General features: G+C 67.3%; 22 protein-coding genes and 3 pseudogenes. 11 read left to right on the top strand and 14 right to left on the bottom strand.

The genetic code is table 11. The features are described 5' to 3' along the window. Positions 1–80 precede the first annotated feature (80 nt). Together ARTHRO9V_RS03220 and ARTHRO9V_RS03215 are read right to left on the bottom strand one after the other, a co-directional pair. Positions 81–536, bottom strand: coding sequence for a DUF3060 domain-containing protein (locus ARTHRO9V_RS03220; RefSeq protein WP_159825563.1), 456 nt, complete (start codon positions 534–536; stop codon positions 81–83). Continuing rightward, entirely contained in the window at positions 536–958 is a 423-nt protein-coding gene (locus ARTHRO9V_RS03215; RefSeq protein WP_056049657.1) for a DUF3060 domain-containing protein, read from the bottom strand. Before ARTHRO9V_RS03215 ends, ARTHRO9V_RS03220 begins: the two co-directional genes overlap by 1 nt. Positions 959–1,028: 70 nt before the next feature. Between ARTHRO9V_RS03215 and aqpZ the strand changes: the two genes are divergently transcribed. Beyond that, complete coding sequence (aqpZ, locus tag ARTHRO9V_RS03210) at positions 1,029–1,811, top strand: aquaporin Z (RefSeq protein ID WP_159825561.1); 783 nt, start codon at positions 1,029–1,031, stop codon at positions 1,809–1,811. Between the two features lie 139 nt (positions 1,812–1,950). On the opposite strand, the gene ARTHRO9V_RS03205 is transcribed toward aqpZ, so the two are convergent. After that, the gene (locus tag ARTHRO9V_RS03205) at positions 1,951–2,610 is read right to left on the bottom strand and encodes a FadR/GntR family transcriptional regulator (protein ID WP_236556888.1); all 660 of its coding nucleotides are present in this window, start codon (positions 2,608–2,610) and stop codon (positions 1,951–1,953) included. Here ARTHRO9V_RS03205 and ARTHRO9V_RS03200 point away from each other — a divergent pair. Further along, positions 2,563–2,790, top strand: a pseudogene (locus tag ARTHRO9V_RS03200) (phosphogluconate dehydrogenase C-terminal domain-containing protein); the annotation flags it as partial. The gene ARTHRO9V_RS03205 and the pseudogene ARTHRO9V_RS03200 overlap by 48 nt on opposite strands. 158 nt (positions 2,791–2,948) lie before the next feature. Then, positions 2,949–3,260, top strand: a complete 312-nt coding sequence (locus tag ARTHRO9V_RS03195) for a Dabb family protein (protein ID WP_159825557.1) — start codon at positions 2,949–2,951, stop codon at positions 3,258–3,260. Here ARTHRO9V_RS03195 and ARTHRO9V_RS03190 read toward each other — a convergent pair. Beyond that, the gene (locus ARTHRO9V_RS03190; protein ID WP_159825555.1) at positions 3,209–3,436 is read right to left on the bottom strand and encodes a hypothetical protein; all 228 of its coding nucleotides are present in this window, start codon (positions 3,434–3,436) and stop codon (positions 3,209–3,211) included. The two genes, ARTHRO9V_RS03195 and ARTHRO9V_RS03190, sit on opposite strands and share 52 nt — an antisense overlap. A gap of 148 nt (positions 3,437–3,584) precedes the next feature. Between ARTHRO9V_RS03190 and ARTHRO9V_RS03185 the strand changes: the two genes are divergently transcribed. Continuing rightward, entirely contained in the window at positions 3,585–4,016 is a 432-nt protein-coding gene (locus ARTHRO9V_RS03185; RefSeq protein WP_159825553.1) for a hypothetical protein, read from the top strand. 62 nt (positions 4,017–4,078) lie between these two features. Here the strand turns inward: ARTHRO9V_RS03185 and ARTHRO9V_RS03180 are convergent, their stop codons facing one another. Further along, on the bottom strand, positions 4,079–5,134 hold the full coding sequence (locus ARTHRO9V_RS03180; RefSeq protein ID WP_159825551.1) for a zinc-binding dehydrogenase: 1,056 nt from the start codon (positions 5,132–5,134) through the stop codon (positions 4,079–4,081). Between the two features lie 431 nt (positions 5,135–5,565). On the opposite strand from ARTHRO9V_RS03180, the gene ARTHRO9V_RS03175 reads away from it, so the two are divergent. Beyond that, positions 5,566–5,934, top strand: a complete 369-nt coding sequence (locus ARTHRO9V_RS03175) for a hypothetical protein (RefSeq protein ID WP_159825549.1) — start codon at positions 5,566–5,568, stop codon at positions 5,932–5,934. A 136-nt stretch (positions 5,935–6,070) separates the two neighbouring features. Here the strand turns inward: ARTHRO9V_RS03175 and ARTHRO9V_RS03170 are convergent, their stop codons facing one another. Further along, positions 6,071–7,780 carry an ATP-binding protein gene (locus tag ARTHRO9V_RS03170; protein WP_159825547.1) on the bottom strand — a complete coding sequence of 570 codons (1,710 nt, stop codon included), beginning with the start codon at positions 7,778–7,780 and terminating at the stop codon, positions 6,071–6,073. A gap of 580 nt (positions 7,781–8,360) precedes the next feature. Here ARTHRO9V_RS03170 and ARTHRO9V_RS03165 point away from each other — a divergent pair. After that, positions 8,361–9,920, top strand: coding sequence for a reverse transcriptase domain-containing protein (locus ARTHRO9V_RS03165; protein ID WP_159825545.1), 1,560 nt, complete (start codon positions 8,361–8,363; stop codon positions 9,918–9,920). Here ARTHRO9V_RS03165 and ARTHRO9V_RS15710 read toward each other — a convergent pair. Continuing rightward, positions 9,912–10,100 (bottom strand): annotated as a pseudogene (locus tag ARTHRO9V_RS15710) (hypothetical protein); the annotation flags it as partial. The gene ARTHRO9V_RS03165 and the pseudogene ARTHRO9V_RS15710 sit on opposite strands and share 9 nt — an antisense overlap. 91 nt (positions 10,101–10,191) lie before the next feature. On the opposite strand from ARTHRO9V_RS15710, the gene ARTHRO9V_RS03160 reads away from it, so the two are divergent. Beyond that, complete coding sequence (locus ARTHRO9V_RS03160; RefSeq protein ID WP_159825543.1) at positions 10,192–11,940, top strand: ATP-binding protein; 1,749 nt, start codon at positions 10,192–10,194, stop codon at positions 11,938–11,940. Between the two features lie 148 nt (positions 11,941–12,088). On the opposite strand, the pseudogene ARTHRO9V_RS03155 reads toward ARTHRO9V_RS03160, so the two are convergent. Beyond that, a pseudogene (locus ARTHRO9V_RS03155) lies at positions 12,089–12,367 on the bottom strand (DnaB-like helicase C-terminal domain-containing protein); the annotation flags it as partial. Between the two features lie 396 nt (positions 12,368–12,763). Here ARTHRO9V_RS03155 and ARTHRO9V_RS03150 point away from each other — a divergent pair. The 4 genes from ARTHRO9V_RS03150 (at position 12,764) to ARTHRO9V_RS03135 (ending at position 16,420) form a co-directional block, all read left to right on the top strand. Then, positions 12,764–13,249 (top strand): hypothetical protein, encoded by a 486-nt coding sequence (locus ARTHRO9V_RS03150; protein ID WP_159825541.1) that lies wholly within the window; start codon positions 12,764–12,766, stop codon positions 13,247–13,249. Continuing rightward, a complete protein-coding gene (locus ARTHRO9V_RS03145) occupies positions 13,246–14,421 on the top strand; it encodes a zinc-dependent alcohol dehydrogenase (RefSeq protein WP_159825539.1) in 1,176 nt (391 codons plus the stop codon). Before ARTHRO9V_RS03150 ends, ARTHRO9V_RS03145 begins: the two co-directional genes overlap by 4 nt. 174 nt (positions 14,422–14,595) lie before the next feature. Beyond that, on the top strand, positions 14,596–15,594 hold the full coding sequence (locus ARTHRO9V_RS03140) for a glutathione-independent formaldehyde dehydrogenase (protein WP_236556887.1): 999 nt from the start codon (positions 14,596–14,598) through the stop codon (positions 15,592–15,594). 187 nt (positions 15,595–15,781) lie between these two features. Continuing rightward, positions 15,782–16,420, top strand: coding sequence for a DUF1345 domain-containing protein (locus ARTHRO9V_RS03135; protein ID WP_159825537.1), 639 nt, complete (start codon positions 15,782–15,784; stop codon positions 16,418–16,420). 40 nt (positions 16,421–16,460) lie between these two features. Here ARTHRO9V_RS03135 and dnaB read toward each other — a convergent pair whose 3' ends face one another. The 6 genes from dnaB to ARTHRO9V_RS03105 all read right to left on the bottom strand — a co-directional run bounded on the left by dnaB (position 16,461) and on the right by ARTHRO9V_RS03105 (position 23,444). After that, positions 16,461–17,849, bottom strand: coding sequence for a replicative DNA helicase (dnaB, locus tag ARTHRO9V_RS03130; RefSeq protein WP_043595340.1), 1,389 nt, complete (start codon positions 17,847–17,849; stop codon positions 16,461–16,463). Between the two features lie 630 nt (positions 17,850–18,479). Then, entirely contained in the window at positions 18,480–18,863 is a 384-nt protein-coding gene (gene rbsD / locus ARTHRO9V_RS03125; protein ID WP_056044255.1) for a D-ribose pyranase, read from the bottom strand. Next, a complete protein-coding gene (locus ARTHRO9V_RS03120) occupies positions 18,860–19,927 on the bottom strand; it encodes a ribokinase (RefSeq protein WP_370516167.1) in 1,068 nt (355 codons plus the stop codon). Before ARTHRO9V_RS03120 ends, rbsD begins: the two co-directional genes overlap by 4 nt. An 11-nt stretch (positions 19,928–19,938) precedes the next feature. Further along, entirely contained in the window at positions 19,939–20,889 is a 951-nt protein-coding gene (locus tag ARTHRO9V_RS03115; protein ID WP_159825533.1) for a substrate-binding domain-containing protein, read from the bottom strand. A 34-nt stretch (positions 20,890–20,923) separates the two neighbouring features. Continuing rightward, positions 20,924–21,895, bottom strand: a complete 972-nt coding sequence (locus tag ARTHRO9V_RS03110) for an ABC transporter permease (protein ID WP_043595333.1) — start codon at positions 21,893–21,895, stop codon at positions 20,924–20,926. Positions 21,896–21,926: 31 nt separating this feature from the next. Further along, entirely contained in the window at positions 21,927–23,444 is a 1,518-nt protein-coding gene (locus ARTHRO9V_RS03105; RefSeq protein ID WP_159825531.1) for a sugar ABC transporter ATP-binding protein, read from the bottom strand. Positions 23,445–23,478: the final 34 nt, after the last annotated feature.

Below are 23,478 nucleotides of genomic sequence, written 5' to 3'. Positions count from 1 at the left end.
GATGGAGGGTGGGTGGTGCGGTTCGGGGGCGTCAGAGCACGAAAGGACGGGTCCAGCCAGGGGCTGGACCCGCCTCTCGATCACTCCGCGGCGGGTTCGGCCGCGGTGGAGACGGAGTTGGCCTGGCCCTGGTCGTCGACGGCCGGGGCCTCGCCGGCGTGGTGGACCGTGTTGCGGTCACCGGCGAGCTGCACGGTGCCGACGTCCTGCACCGAGACGGTCACGTCGGAGCCCTCCACGACGAGCGTGCTGACTTCGTCGAGCACGACGGTCCCGGTCGAGCCGACGATCGAGACGAGGTCGCAGCTGCTCGTGTCGAGCGAGGGCGCGACGTCGTCGGTGGCCCCGAGGTCGACCAGCATGAAGCCGTCGTCGCAGCTGCCGACGGGGGCGGCGTCCAAGGAGGCGGTGCTGCTCACGGTCGGGCTCGGTGTCGCGTCGGTCTCGGCGGAAGAGCACGCTGCGAGCGTGAGGATCATCGTGGTCGCGACCAGGGCGGCGGAGGCCGGCCCGCGCCGGCGGAGGAGGCCGACCATCAGCGTGCGGTGACGGTGTTGTCGGTGGTGCCGTTCTCGTTGACGGTCGGAGCGGCCCCGGTGTGGCTGACGGCGTTGCCGTCGCCGGCGAAGTCGACCGTGCCCACGGCACCGGCCGTGACGGTGACGCCCTGGCCCTCGACCACGAGGTGGCTCACGTCGGCGAGGGTGACGGTGCCGTCGCTGCCCACCACGTTGATGCTGTCGCAGGGCTCGGTGAAGGTGACCTCGGGCGTGTCCTCGTCGAGGACGACGACGGCGTTGCCGTCGATGCAGGTCTCGGTGACGGCGGGTTCGGGGGTGACCTCGGCGAGGGGTGTCGTCCCGGCCTCGGCCTCCGTGTCGGCGTTCGAGGTGCAGCCGGCGAGGACGGCGACGAGCGCGACGCCGAGGGCGGCTGTCCGCAGGGTGGAGGTGCGCATGGTGGTTCCCTTCGGGAGGTGGGGGGACGGTGCGGGGGACCCGACCCCACCCGACACCAGGGAGTCCCCCATGCCTCGCACCACACCCGCCAGCCGGTCCACGAAAGAACAGCGCACGCAGCACGCCGAGACCTACGCGCCCCTCGCGCGGTACGCCTCCGAGGCGTTCGGGGCCTTCCTCCTCGTCGTCGGAGGCGTGGGCACGGCCGTGTTCGCGTCGTCGTTCCCGGACGACGGCAACGCGCTCGGAGTCGGCTTCCTCGGCGTGGCCCTGGCGTTCGGGCTCAGCGTGATGGCCGGCATCTACGCCGTCGGTCACATCTCGGGTGGCCACTTCAACCCGGCCGTGACGGTCGGCTTCGCCCTGGCCCGTCGGACCCCGTGGGCGAGCGTGCCCGGCTACGTCGTGGCGCAGCTCGTCGGGGCCGCCGCCGGAGCCAGCGTCGTGGCGCTCGTCGCCGCCGACGGCCCCGCCGGCTACTTCGCCGCGGCCCGGGACTCGGGCTTCGCCTCGAACGGCTTCGGCGCGTCGTCGCCCGGCGGTTTCGGCCTCGGAGCCGTCCTCGTCACCGAGATCGTGCTGACGGCCGTGTTCGTCGGCGTGATCTTGTCGGTAACCGCCAAGGGTGAGTACAAGGCCCTGGCACCCTTGGCGATCGGCCTGACCCTGACGCTGATCCACCTGATCAGCATCCCCGTGAGCAACACGTCGGTGAACCCTGCCCGCTCGCTGGCGGCCGCCCTCTACGGCGGCCCCGACGCCCTGGGCCAGGTCTGGGTCTTCTTCGTGGCGCCCCTGGTCGGCGGCGCCCTGGCGGGCCTGGCCCACCGCGTCCTGCGCCGTCGCGCCTGACGGGCGACCCGAGCGGCAGGGGACGCAGGAGGCGCGGGTCGCGTGACCCGCGCCTCCTGCGTCCTCGTGCGGTGACGCCGGTGCCGACCGTCGCTCGAGCGGAGGCGACGACGACGCCCCGCCCGTCGGGGGCGACGACCTAGACGACCGTGGCGCTCCGGACCCGGTCGGCGGCGGTGGCCATGTGGTCGCGCATCGCGGCGAGCGCGGCGTCGGGATCGCGTGCCTCGATCGCGCGGAAGACGGCCCGGTGTTCGCGGTACGCGGCCTCGGCCTGGTCCTTCTCGGTGAGCCCCCGTTCGACCCAGAGGCGCAGCAGCGACCGGGTGCTCTGCAGGAGGTCCTTGAGCACGACGTTGTCGGCGCTGACGGCGATCTGCAGGTGGAACCGGATGTCGGCCTGGAGGAACGCGTCGAGGTCCTCGAGCGAGTCGGCCATCACCTCGATGTACCCCCGCAGGGCGTCGACGTCGGCGTCGGTGGCCCGCTCGGCGGCGTAGGCGGCGGCCTGGATCTCGAGCCCGCCCCGGACCTCGATGAGCTCGCGCGTGCGTGCCGCGTTCAGCATGAGACCCCAGCTGAGCGTGGTCGGCAGCAACTCCGAGGTCTGGTCGCGCAGGTAGGTGCCCGAGCCCGGGCGCACCGTGACGATGCCGAGGATCTCGAGGGCGGCCAGGGCCTCGCGGACGGTCGATCGCCCGACGCCGAGGCGTTCGGCGAGCTGCCGCTCGGGGGGGAGGCGCGACCCGGGAGTGTCGGGGTCCCCTACGAGGCCGCCCGCGCCATGCTCTACGGCCACACCTGGATCGCGCTGACGAACGGCCTGCGCGGCTCGAACCCGTTCAGCGACGCCTGCCACATCGCCATGGACTACGGCCGCGAGTCGATCGTCCGTGACGACTGGAAGAAGATCTTCGACGACAGCCAGCTCGACTCGGTCATCGCGCGCATGCTGAAGATCGACGCCGTCCGCCGCTAGGCCGCGACGACGGGAACGCAGGAGGCGCGGGTCGCGTGACCCGCGCCTCCTGCGTTCCCGCGTGGTGCGGTGGTCGCCCGGGCCGACCGCCGGGGCGACGCCCGTGTCAGGATCGGGTGACCTGCCGCGGCGAGCGGCGACGACGAGGGGATGCGCGGATGGCGGACATGGACGAGATCGTGCACGTGGTGTTGGTGGAGTGGGCCGAGGGGGCCCCGGCCGACGTGGCCGATCAGGCGACGCGGCTGTCGACCGAGCACCTGACCGGCATCGACGGCGTGCTGTCGGTGTCGAGTGGCGAGAGCGTCAGCCCCGAGCAGCTCGAGGCCGGCTTCGACTGGATGCTCGTGGTGCGCTTCCGTGACGCCGCGGCCCGCGACGGCTACCTGCCGCACCCCTCGCACCAGCCGGTCGCGAGCTACCTCGGCGACGCGTCCGCCCGGGTCGTCGTCTTCGACGTCGAGGCGTAACGCCTGGAGGCGCGGGAGGCGCGGTTCGGCTGGCCGGCGCCCGTGCCGACGAGGAACGCCGAGGCGAGGGCGGCCACGATCACCAGCATCCCGACGGTGCGATCGGCCGTGAAGAAGACGACCAGGGCGATCGCCGTCAGGGCGAGCGGGGCGAGGGCGCGGAGCCAGTTCGTCATGAGAAGCACTGCTCCTTCATCTCGGTTCTGATCGGTCGGGAAAACGCTAGGACGCTCGCGCCGGTCGATGCCAGTCGATTGACGTGATGCCCAGGAACACCGCTCCGCCCGTGATCGCACGACGTCGATCCGGCGGTAGGTTCACCTCATGAAGGTCCTGGCCGGCATCGTGACCGCGCTGCTCGTGGTGTCGGTGCTGCTGGTGCTCGCGGTGCGGGCCGACCCGGACGTGCCGCTCGTGCTGTCGGGGTCCGACGCGCGCCTCCCGTACTGCACGACCTACGAGCCGGTGATCGTGGCCGACCTCACGACAGAGACCCTCCCGGCCTGTGCACCGCACGGGGTCGAGCTGCGCTTCCCCGACGGCTTCGTCATCGACCTGCCCGACGAGCCCGGCGCCGGCGGACGCCCCTCGGATCGCTACGACTACGGCTACGTCGACGTCGGGGCGTTCGGCATGTACGCGTCCCGGGCTGACCACGCCTGCGAGGACGTCGAGCAGTGGGGCACCCCCGAAGCCATCCGCCGCGTCACCGAGGCCTTCGGCGACGACTACGCCTGCGTGCCCGACCAGCAGTGAACTGTGGAGGCGCGGGTCGGCTCCTCGAGACACGATCGGTTTGACGCTTCAGCCGCCACCGCTCACCCGTTCGGCGCCACCAGCACCTTCGCGTGCTCGGTCTCCCCGCTGTCGAGCTCGGCGAGCAGGGCCGGCAGCTCGTCGAGGCCGACCGTCCCCGTGATGAGCGGCCCCGCCTCGACCGAACCGTCGGCGAGTGCGCGCATCGCGCCGACGAAGTCGGAGTGCGTGTAGGCGAGGCTGCCGACGACGGTCAGCTCGCGGCTCTGCCAGTCGCCGTACGAGACCTCCGAGGTGGTCATCGGGTAGCCGAGCAGCGCGAGCGTGCCGCCGCGGCGGACCAGCTCGGCGCTCGGCTGGAACAGCGAGGAGGCGCCAGTGCACTCGTAGAGGACGTCCGCCCCGAGTCCGTCGGTCAGCTCGAGCACCCGCGCCGTGAAACCCTCGCCGGGAGCGTGGACGTCGGTGAAGCCGAGGCGGCGGGCGGTCTCGCGCCGCGCCTTCATGGGCTCGACGATGACGACGGCTCCGGCGCCGGCGTGGCGGGCGTGCTGGGCGGTGAGCAGGCCGATGGGGCCGGCGCCCTGGACCACGACGACGTCGCCGAGGCGCTGGCCGGCACGGCGCACGGCATGGAAGGTGACGGCGGTGGGCTCGACGAGGCCGAGCTGCTCGTCGGTGAGGCCGTCGAGGGCACGCTGGACGCGGCGTTCGTGGACGGTGACGTGCTGGGCGAAGGCTCCGTGGGTGGGGGCGTCGGGCGAGATGCCGTTGGCCTCGGCGAAGGCGGTGTCGCAGTGGTCGGGGTGTCCGGCGCGGCACATGGCGCAGGTGCCGCAGGGCGGGCCGACGCTGGCGACGACGCGGTCCCCCACGGCGACGGTCGTGACCCGGCTGCCGGCGGCGACGACGGTGCCGGTCCACTCGTGGCCGAACACGGCGGCGGGGATGAGCCCGCCGGACGCCCACCCGTGGGTGTCGGTCGCGCACACGCCCGTGTACCGGATGCGCACGACGACCTGGAACCCCCCCGGAGCCTCGAGGTCGACCTCGGCGAAGGCGACCGAGCGCTCGGCGTCGACGGTGGCGAAACGGGTGCGGGCAGGCAGATCGGTCATGCCCACCAGGGTAGATGTGGGCGACAGGTGTTGCTCAGCCTAGGGAGCGGGCACGGCCTGTGTTCTCGTAGCGCTCACTTGCTGCTCGCCGGCGCCTCGTCCACCTCGGACTGCGCGGCTTTCGCGGGACGCTCTGGCCGTGTCGCCTGGACGATCTGCCCGATCATGAGGCCGACGAAGAGCAGCCCCCAGAAGACCGACCCCTCGGGGTCGACAGCGTGGACTCCGGCGAAGAGAGCAATGACGGAGCAGTTCAGGACGAGCGCCCATTGCAGTTCGTAGCGTGACAGGGCCTGCTCACCCGACCCGGCGGAATTCGTTCTCGAACATCGGCATCTCTCCTCTGATCAGAGCCCGCCCAGCACGAGCTACGCCCACCGTAGATCACGCCGACATGTCACGCATCTCATGGCGTACGCATCCTGCCCGTCGTGGCCACCGCGGGTGACCCGCTCGTGCCGCTCGACCCCGCGGCCACCCGCCTCGAGGCTCCCGCCGGTGCGAGGGTGGACTCCCAGGGCACGGTCGTGGTGGTCCCCTGTGAGGGACGTTACGAGCTCGACCGCACCGCCGGCACCGTGTCGTTCACGCCCGAGCTCGCCTTCACGGGAACGGCGACATCGGTGCCCTCCGTCGTGACCGACGCGGCCGGAGCGACCGACGCCTCCACCCTGACCCAATCGGTGACCGAGGTCGCGAAGCTCGACGCCTCAACCCGCGAGCGTGTAGTCGTGCACCGCCTTGCCGCAACCGCAAATCACGTGTTGAAGTTACTACGTTTCATCAGGGCGACAGCATGAGTCAAACTTCCTAGGCAGAACAGCTGGACGGGGGCCGCCTGTTTACTTTTCGGAACACTGTTGATGCATGACGCCTCCACGTTTCGAGCAATCGGTAGACCCACCCTCCGGACTGGTGTAAGGGGTCAGCCGCAAGTTATGCGTGCTTATTGGCGGCATCTATCAATGCGACGACCTCCTTGACCCGCTTGCGAAGGTCCATGGGCCACTCGCTTACCGGCACGTCCTCCGCGCTCCTGGCTATCGCCACCTTGCTCGGTTGCTTAATGCCTAGCCTTCCTGCGTCGAGAGGATTCGCCCAGCGCTCTTGGGCTGCAAGGGACCGCGTCTTAATGCTCGGATGCGCAGCCTGGATGGACTTGGTAAGCACCGGCTCGGGGATGTAGTTCTCGATCGTGTACCCGGCCGTTACCCACGCTTTGCCCGTCTCTGGGTCAGATGCAATCTCGTCAATGACCCTTTGTTTACTGGAGTTAAGCCTTGCACCTTTAGTCTTTTTGTCCGAGTCGATTACAACTACCATGAACCGATTTAGATTGCGTAGTGAAATGAATTCGTCGATCTCATCAGAATCGAGAGGAGACAACGTATTAAGAAGGGCTCCGCCGTAGAACATCACCGAGTAGTGAGTTCCCTCGATAAATCTGGCGGGAGCGATTTGCTCAATCCAGCGCCTTAGATAGATGCGGTCCGACGGACCTTCCACCCACAAAACTGCATTGGTTTGAACGAGGTCCGACGGCCTATATCCCAAGTCAGCGCAGATTTGAGCGCGTTGTCGAGCTGATCCGGCGAACCTAACAATTGATGCGCCATCTCGCCGCTCGACATGGAATATCTTCCCAATCGCCGAGTCCAGCATATGAGCGGAGTGCGTGGCAATAAAATATTGGTTTGAAGTACTTTCGGAGAGATAACGAAGCAGCTTTCTCTGTAGAACCGGATGCAGGTGGACTTCGGGCTCTTCGATGCAGAGGATCTGACCTTGCGTAACCGTGGCTGCGGCAGCGATTATGACGACTTCGTGGACGCCAGTCCCCATGTTTTCGATCGGCAACGTGCGTCCGCCTTGCGTGACATGGATCGTCGCAAGGTCGTGCGGAATGTCGATCGATACAGATGTGTCATCCAACACCGCCCGCACGAAGTCCTGCACCTTAGTAAATAGGTTCTTGTCGTCGAGCCTGTCGCTCGATGGGTTCTGAAGCTGCTGCAGGCGCCGTTTGATGCTCAGCCCGTCCAAGTTTGGTGCCAGCTCATCGCCCTCTGAGATCGACCTGACACCGCTGACGGTAAAGGCCTGCGGCGGCTTAGGGCGCGCTCGTTCAATCCACTGGAGAACTCGAAGTGCGTCATCGCCAGCGCTGCCGCCCGTGGTACCCGTCAGATCGCGCGACAACTGCCTTGATAGGTCTAGGTTGCCGAACGCCAAAGCCATGGCTTGCATACCGTCTGCATCGATCACGCCCAAGTCACCGACCGGCCACCACACACCCTCGCCTTCGTCGCCTTGCGGCTTCAGGACCCTGTGCGAGAAAAACGCACGCAAGTCCGCTTTCCTTTCCTCGCTTTGCCTCGCGATAATTGGCCATTCCAGCAAATCATCTAGCCCATAAAACTGCAATCGCCGGAGACTATGTTCCGAATCCGACAGCGGCCTGTCCCATGGCGTTTTTGTCAAGTGATCTGACCCAAACGTCAATGCGATCATGCGAAGAACGTTCGATTTTCCAACATTATTTTGTCCCGCAATGAGGTTCACTTTTCCGAGGGGGTGTAGAACTGCCGGTTGATTGGACGGAACACTGCGGTAGCCCCTGAAGCTGAATCCTTGCACGATCGTCATCTCGTAATCATGGCGGATCAAACACCCCTCCGCTGGAGACCTGGCCTCCGGAAAAGCTCTTTAGTGAGCGATTGGCGACCACCTGGTGGCTCCGGCACCCTCTGCACCCCAGCCTCAACTTCTGGGTGACACGGGGTCGCCATATGCCTAAGCCTCGTGCCATTCGTCGTTCAGGGAGTGACCGTAACCGACTCTGAGGGTGCACTCCGCGCACCCTCCTTATGACCTGAGTGGCCGCATGTGAAATCTCGTAGTTGGTGGACCTTCCTGTTTCCTCCAGCAGCGTGGAATGGCTCACACCAACCTGTTGAAAATTGACGATCATGACCCCGCCCCGCAGGTAGGCGTCGACAAACGACGCGCAGCCAGCCGACGACAAGTCGACAATTGACGCCCCGCTAGATAGGCATACGTGACTAGCCCCGAGCCCCGAGAAACTCGGGGGCGAAGTCGGCCAGCCATAGGGCCAGACAATTGGCCACGGTTCCAGCCAGCTATACATAGACCGGCCGGCCCCACTCGCTGCAGGAGTGGGTGTGGGCGACGGCGACACGGGCCCGCTGGACCATAAGCTCTAATAGTGAACGCTTACGGCCTCGACCTTGCCCAGGCGGCACATATGGTCGAATCAGAGAACTTTGGCGACTGGTACCGAGACCCATGGGGTTGGCCCGAAATTCGACCAGCTGCGATTGAGCAGCTCGACCTCGACGACGTCCACGTTGGCGCCGCACCGGGTGGGCCACGCTGGTTAATCGAGCCAAGCTTTCATCTCTTTGAAATCCCGAAGAGCTTTTTTGGACTCCGGCCGGCAGTACTGCTGGACCCAACGTCCCGTCTCGTGTTCTCCGCCGCGGTCGGTGCCTTTGCGGGCAAGCTTGAACAAGAAGTTCCGCGCTGGTCCTATGGGTGGCGGTATAGGGACGGAGTCGCAGCCCGAAGCTCGGACGAGTGGACTAAGTACCAAGGTTCGCTCGAGCGTGTGCGCTTTGCGCCGTTCAGTGGCGAGACCGATATAACTTCGTTCTTCGGAAGCGTCACAGTGTCGCGGCTTCTCGAGGAACTCACTCGGCTAGGGCTCTCCAGCGTCCCTCTCGGCATTGTGACCAAAGTATTAACCCAGCACGACGGAATGGCCTTAAGGTCCGGAATTCCTCAGCGGAGCACCGCCTCTTCCCTCCTCGCGCAGGTATCTCTAAAAGCCGTCGATGATGTCATTCGAGTCGCCCTCGACGAGGGCCGCATCTCCACCGCTCGACGGTGGATGGACGACATCAGTTTCGAGGGTGACTACGCCCAGGTGTACAGACTGCTGCAGGAAGTGCAGGCTGCCGCTCGGAACGCTGGTTTTGAGGTTAACGCCTCAAAGACGTTCATTGCAGTTGGGTCTGACCGTGCCGCCAATATTGACCGAGAACATCAACGTCTGATTCCCGTCGAGATTCATGAGGTCGAGATCGACGATGAGGACTACCCAGATGCCTCCTACATGATCATCTCCTCCGACGACCTCCTCGACGCCGAACAAGCGGCTCTCGAGAATCTCGCGGGTACGTCACGCCCTGAACTTGGACTTGTACTTCGGAGCCTCCGGAAGGCCGGCAAATTCAATAATGCCGAAGCTTGGATGCAAAACACGAGGTACCTCCCGCATGCGGCAGATCATCTCAGTCGCTTTCTCCGGGAGGCAAGCACAACCGGCGGGATCTCAACCGCGGAGCTCAATGGCTGGTTTGTCCGTGAGCACACGAGCGGCTGGGCGCACGTCGACTGGGTTGCCGCCCAACACGCCACCGCAATCTCTGCTGAGACGCTCTCTCCCGAGGCCATGGGGCTGCTCCGTGGGTGGTTGTCATCAACGACGAACGTACAGAAGCTTGCCGTGGCCGTTCAGCGTCTAGGCGCCGCTGAGCCTCAGCCGACCCGGATGGCGTTGCTTCGACGGATTGATAGCTGTCATGACCCACTGCTGGTCAGGCTCATGGTGTTCGGGCTGCTGGCCACCGGTGAGGGCGAGCGGACGGCGCGCCGTAACCTTGATCGTTTCCCGCATTTACGAATCGTCACGAAGTACTTCGAGCAGCGTGGGTGGGTAGTACCGAAGGCCGTTGGGGACTTCGTAGGATCGGACTCAGACTAGAGGGACTGGTGTCGATTGAGTTGACTCGTCTCGTTGGGGTTTTGAGGCCGCGTGAACAGCTTGTGAGTTAAGTGTCTCGAGCTCGATCGGAGTGGGCCGCCCGAGGCGTCAATGTCGTCTGCGGCGGTGGTAGGTCCGCTCGATCCAGGTCAAGATCGGCAGCCGCAGTTCTTGCCTCGAGTGAAGCGCCCTAGTGCCATTCCAATGCCCGAAGGTGGCGTTCATGACCTAGCAGCAAGGTGCTGCCGCCAGTTCTTCGTATAGTGATGGCATGGTGAACGGGGAATCTGCAAAGGTGTCAATTAGTAATGTGGAGCTGCAAAATTTTCGAGGTGTCGTAGGGCCGTTCTCTGTTGATCTCCCAACACCCGGCAAAAACGGAAGCGTCCTGTATCTATTTGGAGACAACGGATCGGGCAAGTCGTCCATTTGTGATGCGCTGGAGTTTGCAGCCCGCGGAGTCGTTAGTAGACGTTCTGTAGGCGGAACCAAGCAACGGCGGGAGATTCGGAACCTGAGCGGCGATGCTGCACCGAGTGTGCAGGTCAAATTAAGCGACGGCAGGGTGCTGCAGCGTGGACGAAAAAGCGCCTTGTGGCATGTGGGGCCACAAGCCGAAATTCTTCCAGGAAAGGCAACGGTTCCAGAGTTCGCCTTGAGCCCAATAGTCATCCGTCGGGATGCCGTCGAATCCTTCTGGAGGATCCCTCGCGAGCAGCGTCTTGACTTCTTCTGGGATTACATTCGCGCATCGAACACCGATTATCGAACAGCCGCCGATGAAGTGGTCCTTGAGGAGATGAAAGCCGCCCGATCCACTACACGTGCTTGCAGGCGACGCTTTGAATCGTTGGTTCCAAAGAAATTCTGGCCAGATCGGTTCACCTTTCCGACCCACTCAATCAACGCTTCTAAAGCCCTCACTGCTGTTGCTATTGGCGTCGCCGAATTGCGGTTTGGTGAACGCAAACTCAGCCGGGATGAGAATAACGCGATCCAGCAACTCCGCGCTGCCCTTCTGCACGAGGAACAGCTACGCCCGCGAGCGGAATCGGCCAACAAACGGCAGCCACGTGATACTGCGTTACTCGAAGATCTTCTCAGGGAGACTGCTCCTGGTGCCATGGAAGCGTTTTTCGTGTCGACCGGGGCCGAATGGATTCGCGACATCACCTTTGAGACTCAAGACGGCGAAGTTTCGATATGGCTGCATAGGGATAGCGGCAAACGACTCGAACCAGAGCAGGTTCTCAGCGAGGCCTCCCTGGACCTCCTAGCCCTTCTAATTCTTGTCGAGATCCATATTGCTGGCGCTAAGCACGGCCAAGCGCAAGTCATCGTTCTCGATGACGTCTTTCAATCAGTCGATACCGCGTTACGAATTCGCACCCTCGAACATCTCGCCGGTCGCCTCACTGGCTGGCAGATAGTTGTAACTCTTCACGACCGCCTCTGGCTTGAGCTCGCCGATCGCGCATTTAAGCTGAAACATTTTCGTTCGGAGCTTGTCGAACTTCGAGGAGGGGGGTTCGGGAGGACGCCAACTTCGGTCGGGGCCTCTACCGGTCCGCTTCGGGACCTAGATGCCGCCATCGCCTTAGGGCTAAGTGATGTCGCGATCGCAGGCATCGCCGGCCGAGCCCTGGAATCGATTCTTGACTGGTTGTCTATAGCCCTAGCTGCCAAGGTGCCCCGTCGCGAGCGAGATAGATACGAGATTAGCCACCTTGTACCCGGACTCCGAGATGAGTTTGAGAGCTGCAAACTCATTCATCTACGAGCACTCTTTGGACGGCTAGAAGAAACGCAGACACTGCGAAACCGCCTCGGCGCACACCACGCGGATTGGGGCGACGGCCTTTCCCATGCGGAGGCTCTTGGGGGGGCCGCCATTGTCCAGGAGCTATGGGCAGCGTTCTTATGCCAATCCTGCGGCAATTTTGCCAAGATACTGCGTGTCAAGAAGACGTGGGCTCCAACATTTCCGTGCCATCCACTGGTCGCGGCAATTGAATCGTGACCTAAATGCTGACTGCCGGTCTTTGATGTACGAATTCATGGACTCTCCATGCCCCCTATGGTAGTCAGATACGTACAACGCTGGTTCGTTGATACATCAGTGAAGCGTTAGTAGGCCTTTTCATATACTGATACATGTACTGGCCTCGCTAGCTAGGCATGTCGACCAAGCGGGAGAACGTGACGTGGAACGCCACGGTGATGGTGTCGGTGGGGCCGTTGCGGTGCTTGGCGACGATGAAGTCGGCCTCGCCCTGGCGGGGGTTGTCTTTCTCGTAGGCGGACTCGCGGTGCAGCAAGATGACCATGTCGGCGTCCTACCCGAGCGAACCGGACTCTCGCAGGTCGCTGATAGCGGGCTTCTTGTCGGCACTCTGCTCGGGGCTACGGTTCAACTACGACAGCGCGATCGCCGGCACATGTGCGTCCACATGCACAACACCGACACCGCCGGCACCACCGCCCGCAGCCCGCGCGCGAACCCCGGCACCTCTCGACGACGACCCTCACCGCGCCTCCTGCACTCGTGAGCATCGGCTGGCCGGGCCGATCCGCCGACCCACCCCGCGCCTCCTCCCGGACCCCATCCAATCCACGTAACAACTGACGCCCGGGCGGTGTCAAGGGTCAAAAATTCCTCTCGCAGCACGGGCCGCGCGGTGCGCACACTGGGGTCGAACGGGCGGCCGGGGGGCAGGTCCAGGGACCGGTCGCCCGCTCACCCGTCCAGAGAACTGCGCACTCGCGCGAACCGAGGAGGTCGAGATGAACACCACCGATCCGCAGCGGGACACCCCCGCTCCCCCGACGAGGAGGGCCGCCTGATGGCCGGCCGCCTGGCCGGCGCCGGGGCCGGCGTCGGCGTCGCCGCCGTGGCGACCGCCGCAGCCGCCGTCGTCGGACGACGACACCGCCGCCGCCCCGACGAGGGCGCCGGCTCCCCCCAGGAGTCCCGCTCCCGATGGCAGGCCGTCACGATCCTCGCCCAGCCGCAGGACGTGCTCGGTGCCGACGACACCCCGCCCTTCTTCGACGACCTCCGGGACACCGTCGAGGTGGAGGCGCGGCCCGCCCCCGCCGACAAGGGCACCGAACTGCGCGCCCGCCTCCGCGAACCCGCCTCGTCCGAGGACGACGCCGCCGAGGCGGCCAAGGAGATCCGCGTGGCGCTCCGACGGGCCAAGCAGGTCATCGAGGCCGGCGAGGTCCTGCGGGTCGACCCCACTCCCCACGGCGAGCGCAAGGCCACCCCCACCGGCGCCGTCGTCGACGCAGCCACCGACCGTGCCGACGAGGAAGGACTGCTGTGAGGGCCCTCACCTGGACCGGCGTCAACGAGACCTCGGTCGAGACCGTCGACGACCCGACGATCCTCAACGACCAGGACGTCATCGTCAAGGTCCACCTCAGCACGACGTGCGGGTCCGACCTGCACCTGCTCGGCGGGTACATCCCCACCATGCGGTCGGGCGACGTCCTCGGCCACGAGTTCATGGGCGAGATCGTCGAGGTGGGGTCGGCCGTCCGCAAGCGCAAGGTCGGCGAGCGCGTCGTGGTCTGCTCGTTCGTCGCCTGCGGCCGGTGCTGGTACTGCACCCACGAGCTGTACTCGTTGTGCGACAACGGCAACCCCAACCCCGCCCTCACCGAGACCCTCTGGGGCTCCCCCATCGGCGGATGCTTCGCCTACAGCCACGCCCTCGGCGGCTACGCCGGCAGCCACGCCGAGTACATCCGCGTGCCCTACGGCGACCACGGCGCCTTCCCCGTCCCCGACGGCGTCTCGGACGAAGCAGCACTGTTCGCCTCGGACGCCGCCCCCACCGGCTGGACCGGCGCCGACCTCGCCGGCATCACGCCCGGCGACACCGTCGCCGTCTGGGGTGCCGGCGGCGTCGGCCAGATGGCCGCCCGCGCCGCCATGCTGCTCGGGGCCGAGCAGGTCGTCGTCATCGACCAGCTGCCCGAACGGCTCGACCAGGTGCGGCAGCACGTCGGCGCCGAGATCCTCGACTTCGCGCAGGACGACGTCCTCGCCGAACTCAAGGAGCGCACCGGCGGCCGCGGCCCCGACGTCTGCATCGAGGCGGTCGGCATGGAGGCCGACGGCACCGGCGCGCAACACCTCTACGACCAGGTCAAACAACAGCTGCGGCTGCAGACCGACCGGCCCACCGCGCTGCGCGAGGCGATCTACGCCTGCCGCAAGGGCGGCAGCGTCTTCAGCCTCGGCGTCTTCGGCGGGCTCGTGGACAAGTTCCCGCTCGGGGCCCTCATGAACAAGGGCCTCACCCTGCGCGGGGCCCAGCAGCACGGCCACCGCTACATCCCGATGATCCTCGACCGCATCGCGGCCGGCGAGCTCCACACCGAGCACCTCGCCACCCACGTCCTCCCGCTCGAGCAGGGGCCCGAGGGCTACGAGATGTTCAAGAACAAGGACGACGGCTGCGTCCGCGCCGTCTTCCGCCCCGGCACCTGACACCGTGCCCGCCACCCCGAGGAGGCGCGACCCACCCACCCGAGGAGGCGCGCCTCCCCGGCACCCGACGCGCGCCTCCCCCACCACCCGACACCGCGCCTCCGTCGCCCCACCACCGAAGAAAGGGAAGAGATCATGAGAGCAGTCGTCTACGAAGGGCCGAGGAAGGTGTCGGTGAGCGACGTCCCCGACGCCCGCATCGAGCGGCCCACCGACGTCCTCGTCCGCATCACCAGCACCAACATCTGCGGGTCCGACCTGCACATGTACGAAGGCCGCACCGACTTCGAGACGGGCCGCTGGTTCGGCCACGAGAACCTGGGCCAGGTGATCGAGGTCGGCTCGGGCGTCGACAAGGTGAAGGTCGGCGACTGGGTCGTGCTGCCGTTCAACGTGGCCTGTGGCCACTGCAAGAACTGCGAACGCGGCCTGACCAACTACTGCCTCACCGCGCAGCCCGAACTCGCCTGGGCCGGCGCCGCCTTCGGGTTCGCCGACATGGGCCCGTGGCCCGGCGGGCAGGCCGAACTGCTGCGCGTGCCGTGGGGCGACTTCAACTGCCTGCGCCTCGGTGAGGACGCCGAAGAACGGCAGACCGACTACGTCATGCTCGCCGACATCTTCCCCACCGGGTACCACGCGACCGAGATGGCCCGTGTGAAGCCGGGCGACCAGACCGTCGTCTACGGGGCGGGGCCGGTCGGCGCGATGGCCGCCTACTCGGCGATCCTCAAGGGGGCGAGCAAGGTGATGGTCGTCGACCGGCACCCCGACCGGCTCGCGGCGATCGAGGAGATCGGGGCGATCCCGATCGACGACTCGTCCGTCGACCCGGTCGAGGCCGTCCTCGACCTGACGATGGGGCTCGGGGCCGACAACGGCTGCGAGTGCGTCTGCTACCAGGCCCACGACCCCGACGGCGCGGAGCAGCCCAACCTGACCCTGAACCGTCTCGTGCAGTCGGTGCGGTTCACCGGTGACCTCGGCGTCGTCGGCGTCTACGTGCCGCAGGACCCGGGTGCGTCCGACGAGCTGGCGAAGCAGGGCGTCATCCCGTTCGACTACGGCCAGTTCTGGTTCCGTGGGCAGGCCATGGGCACGGGTCAGTGCCCGGTCAAGAAGTACAACCGGGCCCTGCGCGACCTGATCGCCGGCGGGAAGGCGAAGCCGTAGTGGATCGTCAGCCACGAGCTGCCCCTCGAGGAGGCGCCCCAGGCGTACGAGCACTTCGACGCCCGCGACGAGGGCTGGACGAAGGTCGTGCTGCACCCCGACGCCGTGCCGTCGGCCGGCTGATCCGACCGAACCCGACCCCGACCCCGGACCGGACCCGAACCGGCCCGAGAACCGAGGAGCACCGATGGACGACCGCATCCTGTCCCCCCGACGGACGGGCCTCTACGTCGCCATCGGGGTCGCCGTCGGCATGGGCGTGGGGCTGGCCGGTGCACCGACGCTGGGCCCCCTGGCGGCCTGGTGCACGGCCGGCCTCATCGCCCTGGTGCACGTCTGGCGGGCCTGCTGGCCACAGGACGCGGCCGGCACCGAGCGCCTGGCGAACGAGGAGTCCAGCTCGCGCCTCACCGACGACGCCCTCGTCGTGGCGTGCCTCGCGAGCGTCGGGGCCATGCTGCTGGCGCTCGTCCAGGCCCGCGACGCCAGCGACCCCGTGTCGGTCGCCACCGTCGTGCTGGGCATCCTCGCCACGATGGTCGCGTGGGCCCTCGTGAACACGATGTACGCGTTGAAGTACGCCCGGATCTACTACGTCGACCACGACCGCGACGGCTTCGACGCCAAGCAGGAGGCGCCTCCCACCTACAGCGACTTCGCCTACCTGGCCTTCACCATCGGCATGGCGTACTCGGCACCGGACGTCGAACCCGACGACACCCGCACCCGTCGCACCGCACTCCCCCACGCCCTGCTGTCGTACTTCTTCGGCACCGTCCTGATCGCCACCACCCTGAACCTGGTGACGAACCTGGCGCAGAGCTGACCATGTGCGTGCCCGAGCCCGACGTCCGCGAGGCGGTTCGCTAGCTGGGCATGTCGACGAACCGCGAGAACATGCCGTGGAACGCCACCGTGATGGTGTCGGTCGGGCCGTTGCGGTGCTTGGCGACGATGAAGTCGGCCTCGCCCTGGCGGGGGTTGTCTTTCTCGTAGGCGGACTCACGGTGCAGCAGGATGACCATGTCGGCGTCCTGCTCGAGCGAACCGGACTCTCGCAGGTCGCTGATCGCGGGCTTCTTGTCGGCACGCTGCTCGGGACCACGGTTCAGCTGCGACAGCGCGATCACCGGCACCTGCAGCTCTTTCGCCATCAACTTCAGGGCACGCGAGAACTCCGACACCTCTTGCTGACGGCTCTCGACCCGCTTGCCCGACGTCATCAGCTGCAGGTAGTCGATCACCACGAGCTTGAGGTTGTGCTGCTGCTTAAGGCGACGGCACTTCGCCCGGATCTCGACCAACGTCATGTTGGGCGAGTCGTCGATGAAGAGCGGCGCGTCGTTGATCCGGCCGCGCACCTGCGCGATGTTCGTCCAGTCCCGCGCGTCGACCGTTCCTTTGCGCATGTTCTGCAGCGGCACGCTCGACTCGGCCGACATGAGACGCATGGCGATCTCGCTGCGCCCCATCTCGAGCGAGAAGAACACCGACGCCTGCCCGTGCTTGATCGACGCCGCCCGCGCCAGGTCGAGCGCCAACGTCGACTTACCCAGCGCCGGTCGCGCCGCCACGATGATCAGCTGACCCGGGTGGAACCCGTTCGTCAGCGCGTCGAGCTGCGCGAACCCCGTCGGCACGCCCGTCATCTGACCGTCGCGACCCTTGGCCGCCTCGATCTCGTCGATCGCGACCGTCACCGCCTCGTTCAACGGCACGTAGTCCTCGGTCTGCACGCCACCGGCCACGTTGTAGACCTCGGCCTGCGCGTTGTTGACCAGGTCGACGACCTCGCCCTCGCTCGCGTACCCCATCTGCACGATGCGCGTGCCGGCCTCGACCAGACGGCGCAGCACCGCCTTCTCGGCGACGATCGACGCGTAGTACCCCGCGTTCGCCGCAGTGGGCACGACGCCGGTGAGGGTGTGGAGGTACTCCGCTCCCCCGGCCCTCGACAGGTCGGCGGACTTCATCAGCTCGTCGCTGACCGTGATGACGTCGGTGGGCTCGCCGTGCGAGTACAGCCCCAGGATCGCGTCGTAGATGACCTCGTGCTTGGGCACGTAGAAGTCCATGCCGCGGACCGTCTCGATGACGTCGGCCACGGCGTCCTTGCTGAGCAGCATGCCGCCGAGCGCGCTCTGCTCGGCGAGCAGGTCGTGAGGCGGGACGCGGTCCATGTTGACGGGGCCACCACGGTCTCGATCGCGGGCGTTCGACGCATCGGGAGCGAGACCGAGATGGGCGATCGACATGGGTCCTCCAGCGAGAAATCGGGTGGGTGCGGGGCAGCACCGAAGACGCTTGGGGCAGTTCTACGACAGACCCCCGACATCCCCCTGCCGAACCGCCGTGACCCACCCCTGACGAGCGCGGGTACACCTTATGGACACCCAGTTCTCCACAGCAAATGCACCTGTGGATAACTCTGGGGAGAACAGGTGAGCAACGCCGGACAACCCTGGGGAGAACTGTGGATCACGCTGTGGACAACGAGATACTTCAGTTCGATTACCTGCCTTTGACCAGGGATTTCTCGATTCCACAGTCGTGTGGAGAAAATTGTCTAAACCGGGGGTTGAGACATCCGATTTGACTTCTGCCTGTGCACAAGGGATTTGACTTTCGGCCCATTCGACCGATAGCGACGCAGCCTGCGTTCAGCTTCCCGTAACCCCCGAAGGGGGGCCTGCGAAGAGCCTGGTCAGGACGGTATCGGGGACCGGAACCGCGCCTCCTCGGCTCGATCACGGCCGCTGAGAGGGCGGCCGGGAGGTCGCACCACGCGCGGGTAGGCCCGGAAGCCGAAGAACCCCGTTTCCGAAGAAGAACCACCAGGGATCGGGGTTCGTCTTCGGAAACGGGGTTTGAGGGGAGGAGGTGCCTCAGAAGGGGACGCCGCAGCGCAGCACGACATTGGCGTACGGGGTCGCCTCGCCCGTCCGGACGAGGAGGCGCGCCCCACCCGACAGCCGCTTGAGCTCGTCGTGCGAGACGTAGGCGACGTCGTCGAAGCGGGACGTGATCTGCGCACCGGCGGGGGAGTCGTGGCTCTCGTCCGCGGCCGTGCAGGCCTCGAACACCACGTCGGCGGTGAGGGCGTCCAGCACGTCGGCGAAGGCCGGCAGGCCGTGGACGACGGCGAGGTCGACCACGGGGACTCCGGCAGGCAGGGGGAGTCCGCAGTCGGCGACGACCACGAGGTCGCCGTGGCCGAGTCCGCTCACCGCGTGGTTCAGCTGGGCGTTGAGCAGGCCTCCGCGCTTCACGAGGTCACTCCGTCCGCTGAGTCGGCATCCGCCGACCCCTCCGTCTGGGCGGCAGGCGCCGCTGCAGGCAGCTCGTCCTCGAGCGTCGGGTACGACGCCTGCGTGCCGACGCCCGTCACCGAGAACGCCCCGACGCGCACGGCTTCCCGAGCGGACTCGAGCAACGACGCACCAGCGGCCAGCCCGGCGGCGAGGGCGCCGACGAAGGCGTCCCCGGCTCCGGAGGAGTCGACCGCCGCGACGCGAGGCGAGGCCACCAGCACGGTGCCCGACGCGTCGGAGACGATCGCGCCGGCGGCACCGCGGGTCATGACGACCGAGGTGACTCCTTGGGCGCGCAGGGAGGCGACGACCGACTCGTCGTCGACCCGCGCCTCCTCGGCTTCAGAAGCCGCAGCAGAATCAGAAGCGCCCCACGCAGTCAGCAGCAGCCGACCCTCGTGCTCGTTGACGACCAGCGGATCCGCGGCCTTCACCACGTCCGCCGGCACGTCGATCACCGGGGCGAGGTTGAACACCACGCGCCCTCCGGCGTGCTGCACGGCGGCGGCGATGCCGTCCACGGGGATCTCTCCCTGGAGGACGACCACCGCGGCCTCGGCCAACGCGCCCGCGTGCCCGCCGACGAACGACGCCGAGACGGCACCGTTCGCCCCGGGGACGACGACGATCGTGTTCTCGCTGTCGCCTCCGACGCTGACGATCGCCAGGCCGGTGGGCCCGGGGACGGTGTCGACGCCGCTGACGTCGACACCGCTCGAGCGGAGGTGGGGCAGGGCGTCGTCGGCCCGTCCGTCGTCGCCGACCGCGCCGATCATCACGGTGCGGGCGCCGCGCCGTGCGGCCGCCACGGCCTGGTTCGCGCCCTTGCCGCCGGGGGAGAGGGTCATCGACGAGCCGATCAGCGTCTCGCCGGGCAGGGGCAGGCGGTCGACGGTCACGACCTGGTCGACGTTGATCGACCCGACCACGACGACCGAGCCGGCCGAACCGGCCGGAACCGGACCATCCGCGCCGACCGCACCCGCGCCTCCTGCAGTCCCGACGACGCCTGGACCGCTCACATCAGGACCACTCATTCGGTGAAGTCACCCACGTTCTCCTTCGTGACGGTGATGACCTCGACGGCCTGGTCCGAGGGGCCCTCGTCGCCGCTGCCACCGTTGACGGCCTTGACGGCCTGGTCGACCGCGAGGGCGCCGAGCTCGGCGGGCTGCTGCGCGATCGTGCTCGAGAGCGTACCGGCCTCGATGGCCTTGAGGCCGTCCTCGGTGCCGTCGAACGCTGCCACCTGGACGTCGGTGCCGGCGCGCGAGCCGAGCGCCTGGATCGCTCCGAGGCCCATCTCGTCGTTCTCGGCGAAGACGCCCACGGCGTTCGGGTGCGCCTGCAGCAGGTTGGTGGTCACGTCGAGCGCGGTGGCGCGGTCGAAGTTCGCGGTCTGCTGCGCGACGACGGTGATGTTCGGGAACGCGGCGATGCCCTTTGTGAAGCCCTCACCGCGGTCGCGGCTGGCCGAGGTGCCCGCGACGCCCTGGAGCACGATGACCTCGCCCTTCTCGCCGATCGCCTCGGCGAGGGCCTTGGCGGCCTGCTCGCCACCGGCGACGTTGTCGCTCGCCACGAACGAGGCGACGTCGGCACCGTTCACCGCGCGGTCGACGGCGACGATGGGCACGTCGGCCTCGTTGAGCGCTTTGGCGGCAGGGCCCGCGGCGTCGCTGTCGACGGCGTTCAGGATGACGGCGTCGGCGGTCGAGGCCGCGGTCGCCAGCTGGTTGGCCTGGGTGGCCGAGTCGTTCTGGGCGTCGACGATCTCGAGGTCGACGTTCTGCTTCTTCGCCTCGGCGGTGGCGCCGTCGCGCAGCTCGACGAAGAACGGGTTGTTCAGGGTGCTGAGCGACAGGACCACCGTGGGGCGGTCCGCCTCTCCGGCGGGGGTGCGGTTGCAGCCGGCGGTGCCGGTCGCGACCAGGGCGGCGATCGCCGTGACGGTGGCGGCCTTGCGGAACGAGGTCAACTTCATCGTGTGTCCTTCGGGTTGGGTTGGGTGGAGGGATTCAGCTGCTGCGCGTCTTGCGCCGCAGCACGTCGACGCCCACGGCGAGGGCGATGACGAGGCCGATGACGACCTGCTGCCAGAACGACGTGACGTTCAGCAGGTTCAGGCCGTTGCGGATGACGACGAGCACGAGGGCGCCGATGATGGTGCCCGAGATGCGGCCGACGCCGCCGGCCAGGCTGGCGCCGCCGATGACGACCGCGGCGATGGCGTCGAGCTCGTAGCCCGAGGCCGCCTGCGGCTGGGCCGAGTCGAGGCGACCGGCGAGCAGGAGGCCGGCGAGGGCCGCGAACAGCCCGGCCAGGCCGAAGACGGTGACGACGATGCGCTTGACCGGCAGGCCCGAGAGGCGCGCGGCCTCGGCGTTGCCGCCGACGGCGTACATCGAGCGGCCGATGACGGTGCGGTTGAGGATGAACGACGCGACGATCGCGGCCAGCACGAGCACGATGATCGGCACGGGCACCGGCCCGATGTTGCCCCCGAGGAACGACACGGCCGGGGGAGTCGCGATCGGGCGACCGTCCGACACGACGAGGGTCAGGCCGCGCGCCACGCTGAGCATGGCGAGCGTCGCGATGAACGACGGCAGCTTGCCGTACGCGCTGGCGAAGCCGTTGACCAGGCCGGCCACGAGCCCGGTGCCGAGCCCGAGGGCGAGCGCCAGGCCGCCGGGCAGCCCCGCCGTGGCGAAGAACCAGCCCGAGACCATCGCCGACAGCGCGGCGACCGAGCCGACCGAGAGGTCGATGCCGCCCGCGACGATGACGAAGGTCATGCCGAACGCCAGCACGGCGACGGTCGACACCTGGATGCCGATGTTGAGCAGGTTGCGCCCGGTCAGGAAGTCCGGCGTCGCGATGAAGAGGGCCAGGCACAGCACGACGAGCCCGACGAGGGCTCCGTTGGCGGCCAGGAAGGTCTTGATGTCGAAGGAGCGTCGCTGCGCCTTCACGGTGGTGGTGGTCATGGGTGTCGTCCTCGGGTCCGTGCTTCTCGGGTCAGTTCGTCGGGGGGACGTCGCGTGCCGCGAGCGTCATCAAGGTGTCCTGGGTGGCGTCGGCCGCGGCGACCTCGCCGGCGACGACTCCGTCGCGCATCACGAGGATGCGGTCGCTCATGCCCATCACCTCGGGCAGTTCGCTGCTGACCATCACGACCGCGCCTCCTGCGTCGGTGATGCGGTTCACCAGCTCGTAGATCTCGACCTTCGCGCCGACGTCGACGCCGCGGGTCGGCTCGTCGAGCAGCAGCACCGTCGAGCCGGCGATGATCCAGCGGCCGAACACGGCCTTCTGCTGGTTGCCGCCGGACAGCGAGCCGATCTCCTGGTCGATGTCGCGCATGCGGATCCGCAGGGTCGAGGCGACCTCGTCGGCCTTCGCACGCTGGCCGGCGAAGTCGACCAGGCCGCCCTTCGCGCTGCTGGCGAGCGTCGCGTAGCCGAGGTTGTCGTTGACGGAGGCGCGCAGCACGAGCCCCTGCGCCTTCCTGTCCTCGGGAACGTGGCCGACGCCCGCGGCGATGGCCCCGGCGACGTCGCCCTTCTTCAATCGCTTGCCGCGCACGGTCACGCTGCCCGAGTCGTACTTGTCGACCCCGGCGATCGCGCGGACGACCTCGGTGCGACCGGCGCCGACGAGCCCGGCGATGCCGAGCACCTCGCCCGCCCGCACGTCGAACGAGACGTCGCGGAAGACCGACCCCGTCAGACCCCGCACCTCGAGCACGACGGGGGAGTCGCCCTCGCTGCCCGGCGTGCGCGGGTACTGGTGCTCGATGTCGCGGCCGACCATCAGGCGGACGAGTTCGTCCTCGCCGGTCGACGCGGGCACCTCGGCGACGAACGCACCGTCGCGCAGCACGGCCACGGTGTCGCCGATCTCGGCGATCTCGTCCAGGTGGTGGCTGATGAACAGCATGCCGACGCCGCGGGCGCGCAGCTGCTCGACGACGCGGAAGAGGATCTCGGTCTCGTGCCGGGTCAGCGCCGCGGTCGGCTCGTCGAGGATCAGGATGCGCGCGTCGATGCTCAGCGCCTTCGCGATCTCGACCAGCTGCTGACGGGCGATGCCGAGCTCGCCGACCTTCTGGTCGACGTCGACGTCGAGCCCGATCAGGTCGAGGGCCGCACGGGCCCGCTTCTTGAGCTCCTTGCGGTCGACCAGGCCGAACCGCGTCGGGAACCGCCCCATCATCACGTTCTCGGCGACGCTGAGCGACGCGACGAGGTTGAGCTCTTGGTGGATCGTCGCGATGCCGAGCTTCTCGGCGGCGTGCGTGTTCGGCAGGTGGACGGCCTCGCCGTCGACCAACACGCGGCCGGCGTCGGGCTGGTACACGCCCGACATCATCTTGATCAGGGTGGACTTGCCGGCGCCGTTCTCACCGAGCAGCACCTGCACCCGGCCGGGCCGGACGTGCACGGTGACGTCGTCGATGACCCGCACGGGGCCGAACGACTTGCTGACGTTCTCGAGCGTGAGCAGGGGGCGATCGTCGTCGATCGAATGGGGCATGGGTCAGTTCCTGCCGAGGGGTCGGGGTGGGGTG

This window comes from Frigoribacterium sp. 9N (genome assembly GCF_902506305.1).
Taxonomy (GTDB): domain Bacteria; phylum Actinomycetota; class Actinomycetes; order Actinomycetales; family Microbacteriaceae; genus Frigoribacterium.
Note: the sequence above shows the minus strand (reverse complement) of the source record. Positions and strands in the feature narration are given on the sequence as shown.

What these genes read in the sequence shown, in the direction of transcription:
- ARTHRO9V_RS03220 (WP_159825563.1), bottom strand. Translation starts at nt 536, where the DNA reads ATGGTCGGCCTCCTCCGCCGGCGCGGGCCGGCCTCCGCCGCCCTGGTC.
- ARTHRO9V_RS03215 (WP_056049657.1), bottom strand. Translation starts at nt 958, where the DNA reads ATGCGCACCTCCACCCTGCGGACAGCCGCCCTCGGCGTCGCGCTCGTC.
- aqpZ (WP_159825561.1), top strand. Translation starts at nt 1,029, where the DNA reads ATGCCTCGCACCACACCCGCCAGCCGGTCCACGAAAGAACAGCGCACG.
- ARTHRO9V_RS03195 (WP_159825557.1), top strand. Translation starts at nt 2,949, where the DNA reads ATGGCGGACATGGACGAGATCGTGCACGTGGTGTTGGTGGAGTGGGCC.
- ARTHRO9V_RS03190 (WP_159825555.1), bottom strand. Translation starts at nt 3,436, where the DNA reads ATGACGAACTGGCTCCGCGCCCTCGCCCCGCTCGCCCTGACGGCGATC.
- ARTHRO9V_RS03185 (WP_159825553.1), top strand. Translation starts at nt 3,585, where the DNA reads ATGAAGGTCCTGGCCGGCATCGTGACCGCGCTGCTCGTGGTGTCGGTG.
- ARTHRO9V_RS03180 (WP_159825551.1), bottom strand. Translation starts at nt 5,134, where the DNA reads ATGACCGATCTGCCTGCCCGCACCCGTTTCGCCACCGTCGACGCCGAG.
- ARTHRO9V_RS03170 (WP_159825547.1), bottom strand. Translation starts at nt 7,780, where the DNA reads ATGACGATCGTGCAAGGATTCAGCTTCAGGGGCTACCGCAGTGTTCCG.
- ARTHRO9V_RS03160 (WP_159825543.1), top strand. Translation starts at nt 10,192, where the DNA reads ATGGTGAACGGGGAATCTGCAAAGGTGTCAATTAGTAATGTGGAGCTG.
- ARTHRO9V_RS03150 (WP_159825541.1), top strand. Translation starts at nt 12,764, where the DNA reads ATGGCCGGCCGCCTGGCCGGCGCCGGGGCCGGCGTCGGCGTCGCCGCC.
- ARTHRO9V_RS03135 (WP_159825537.1), top strand. Translation starts at nt 15,782, where the DNA reads ATGGACGACCGCATCCTGTCCCCCCGACGGACGGGCCTCTACGTCGCC.
- dnaB (WP_043595340.1), bottom strand. Translation starts at nt 17,849, where the DNA reads ATGTCGATCGCCCATCTCGGTCTCGCTCCCGATGCGTCGAACGCCCGC.
- ARTHRO9V_RS03115 (WP_159825533.1), bottom strand. Translation starts at nt 20,889, where the DNA reads ATGAAGTTGACCTCGTTCCGCAAGGCCGCCACCGTCACGGCGATCGCC.
- ARTHRO9V_RS03110 (WP_043595333.1), bottom strand. Translation starts at nt 21,895, where the DNA reads ATGACCACCACCACCGTGAAGGCGCAGCGACGCTCCTTCGACATCAAG.
- ARTHRO9V_RS03105 (WP_159825531.1), bottom strand. Translation starts at nt 23,444, where the DNA reads ATGCCCCATTCGATCGACGACGATCGCCCCCTGCTCACGCTCGAGAAC.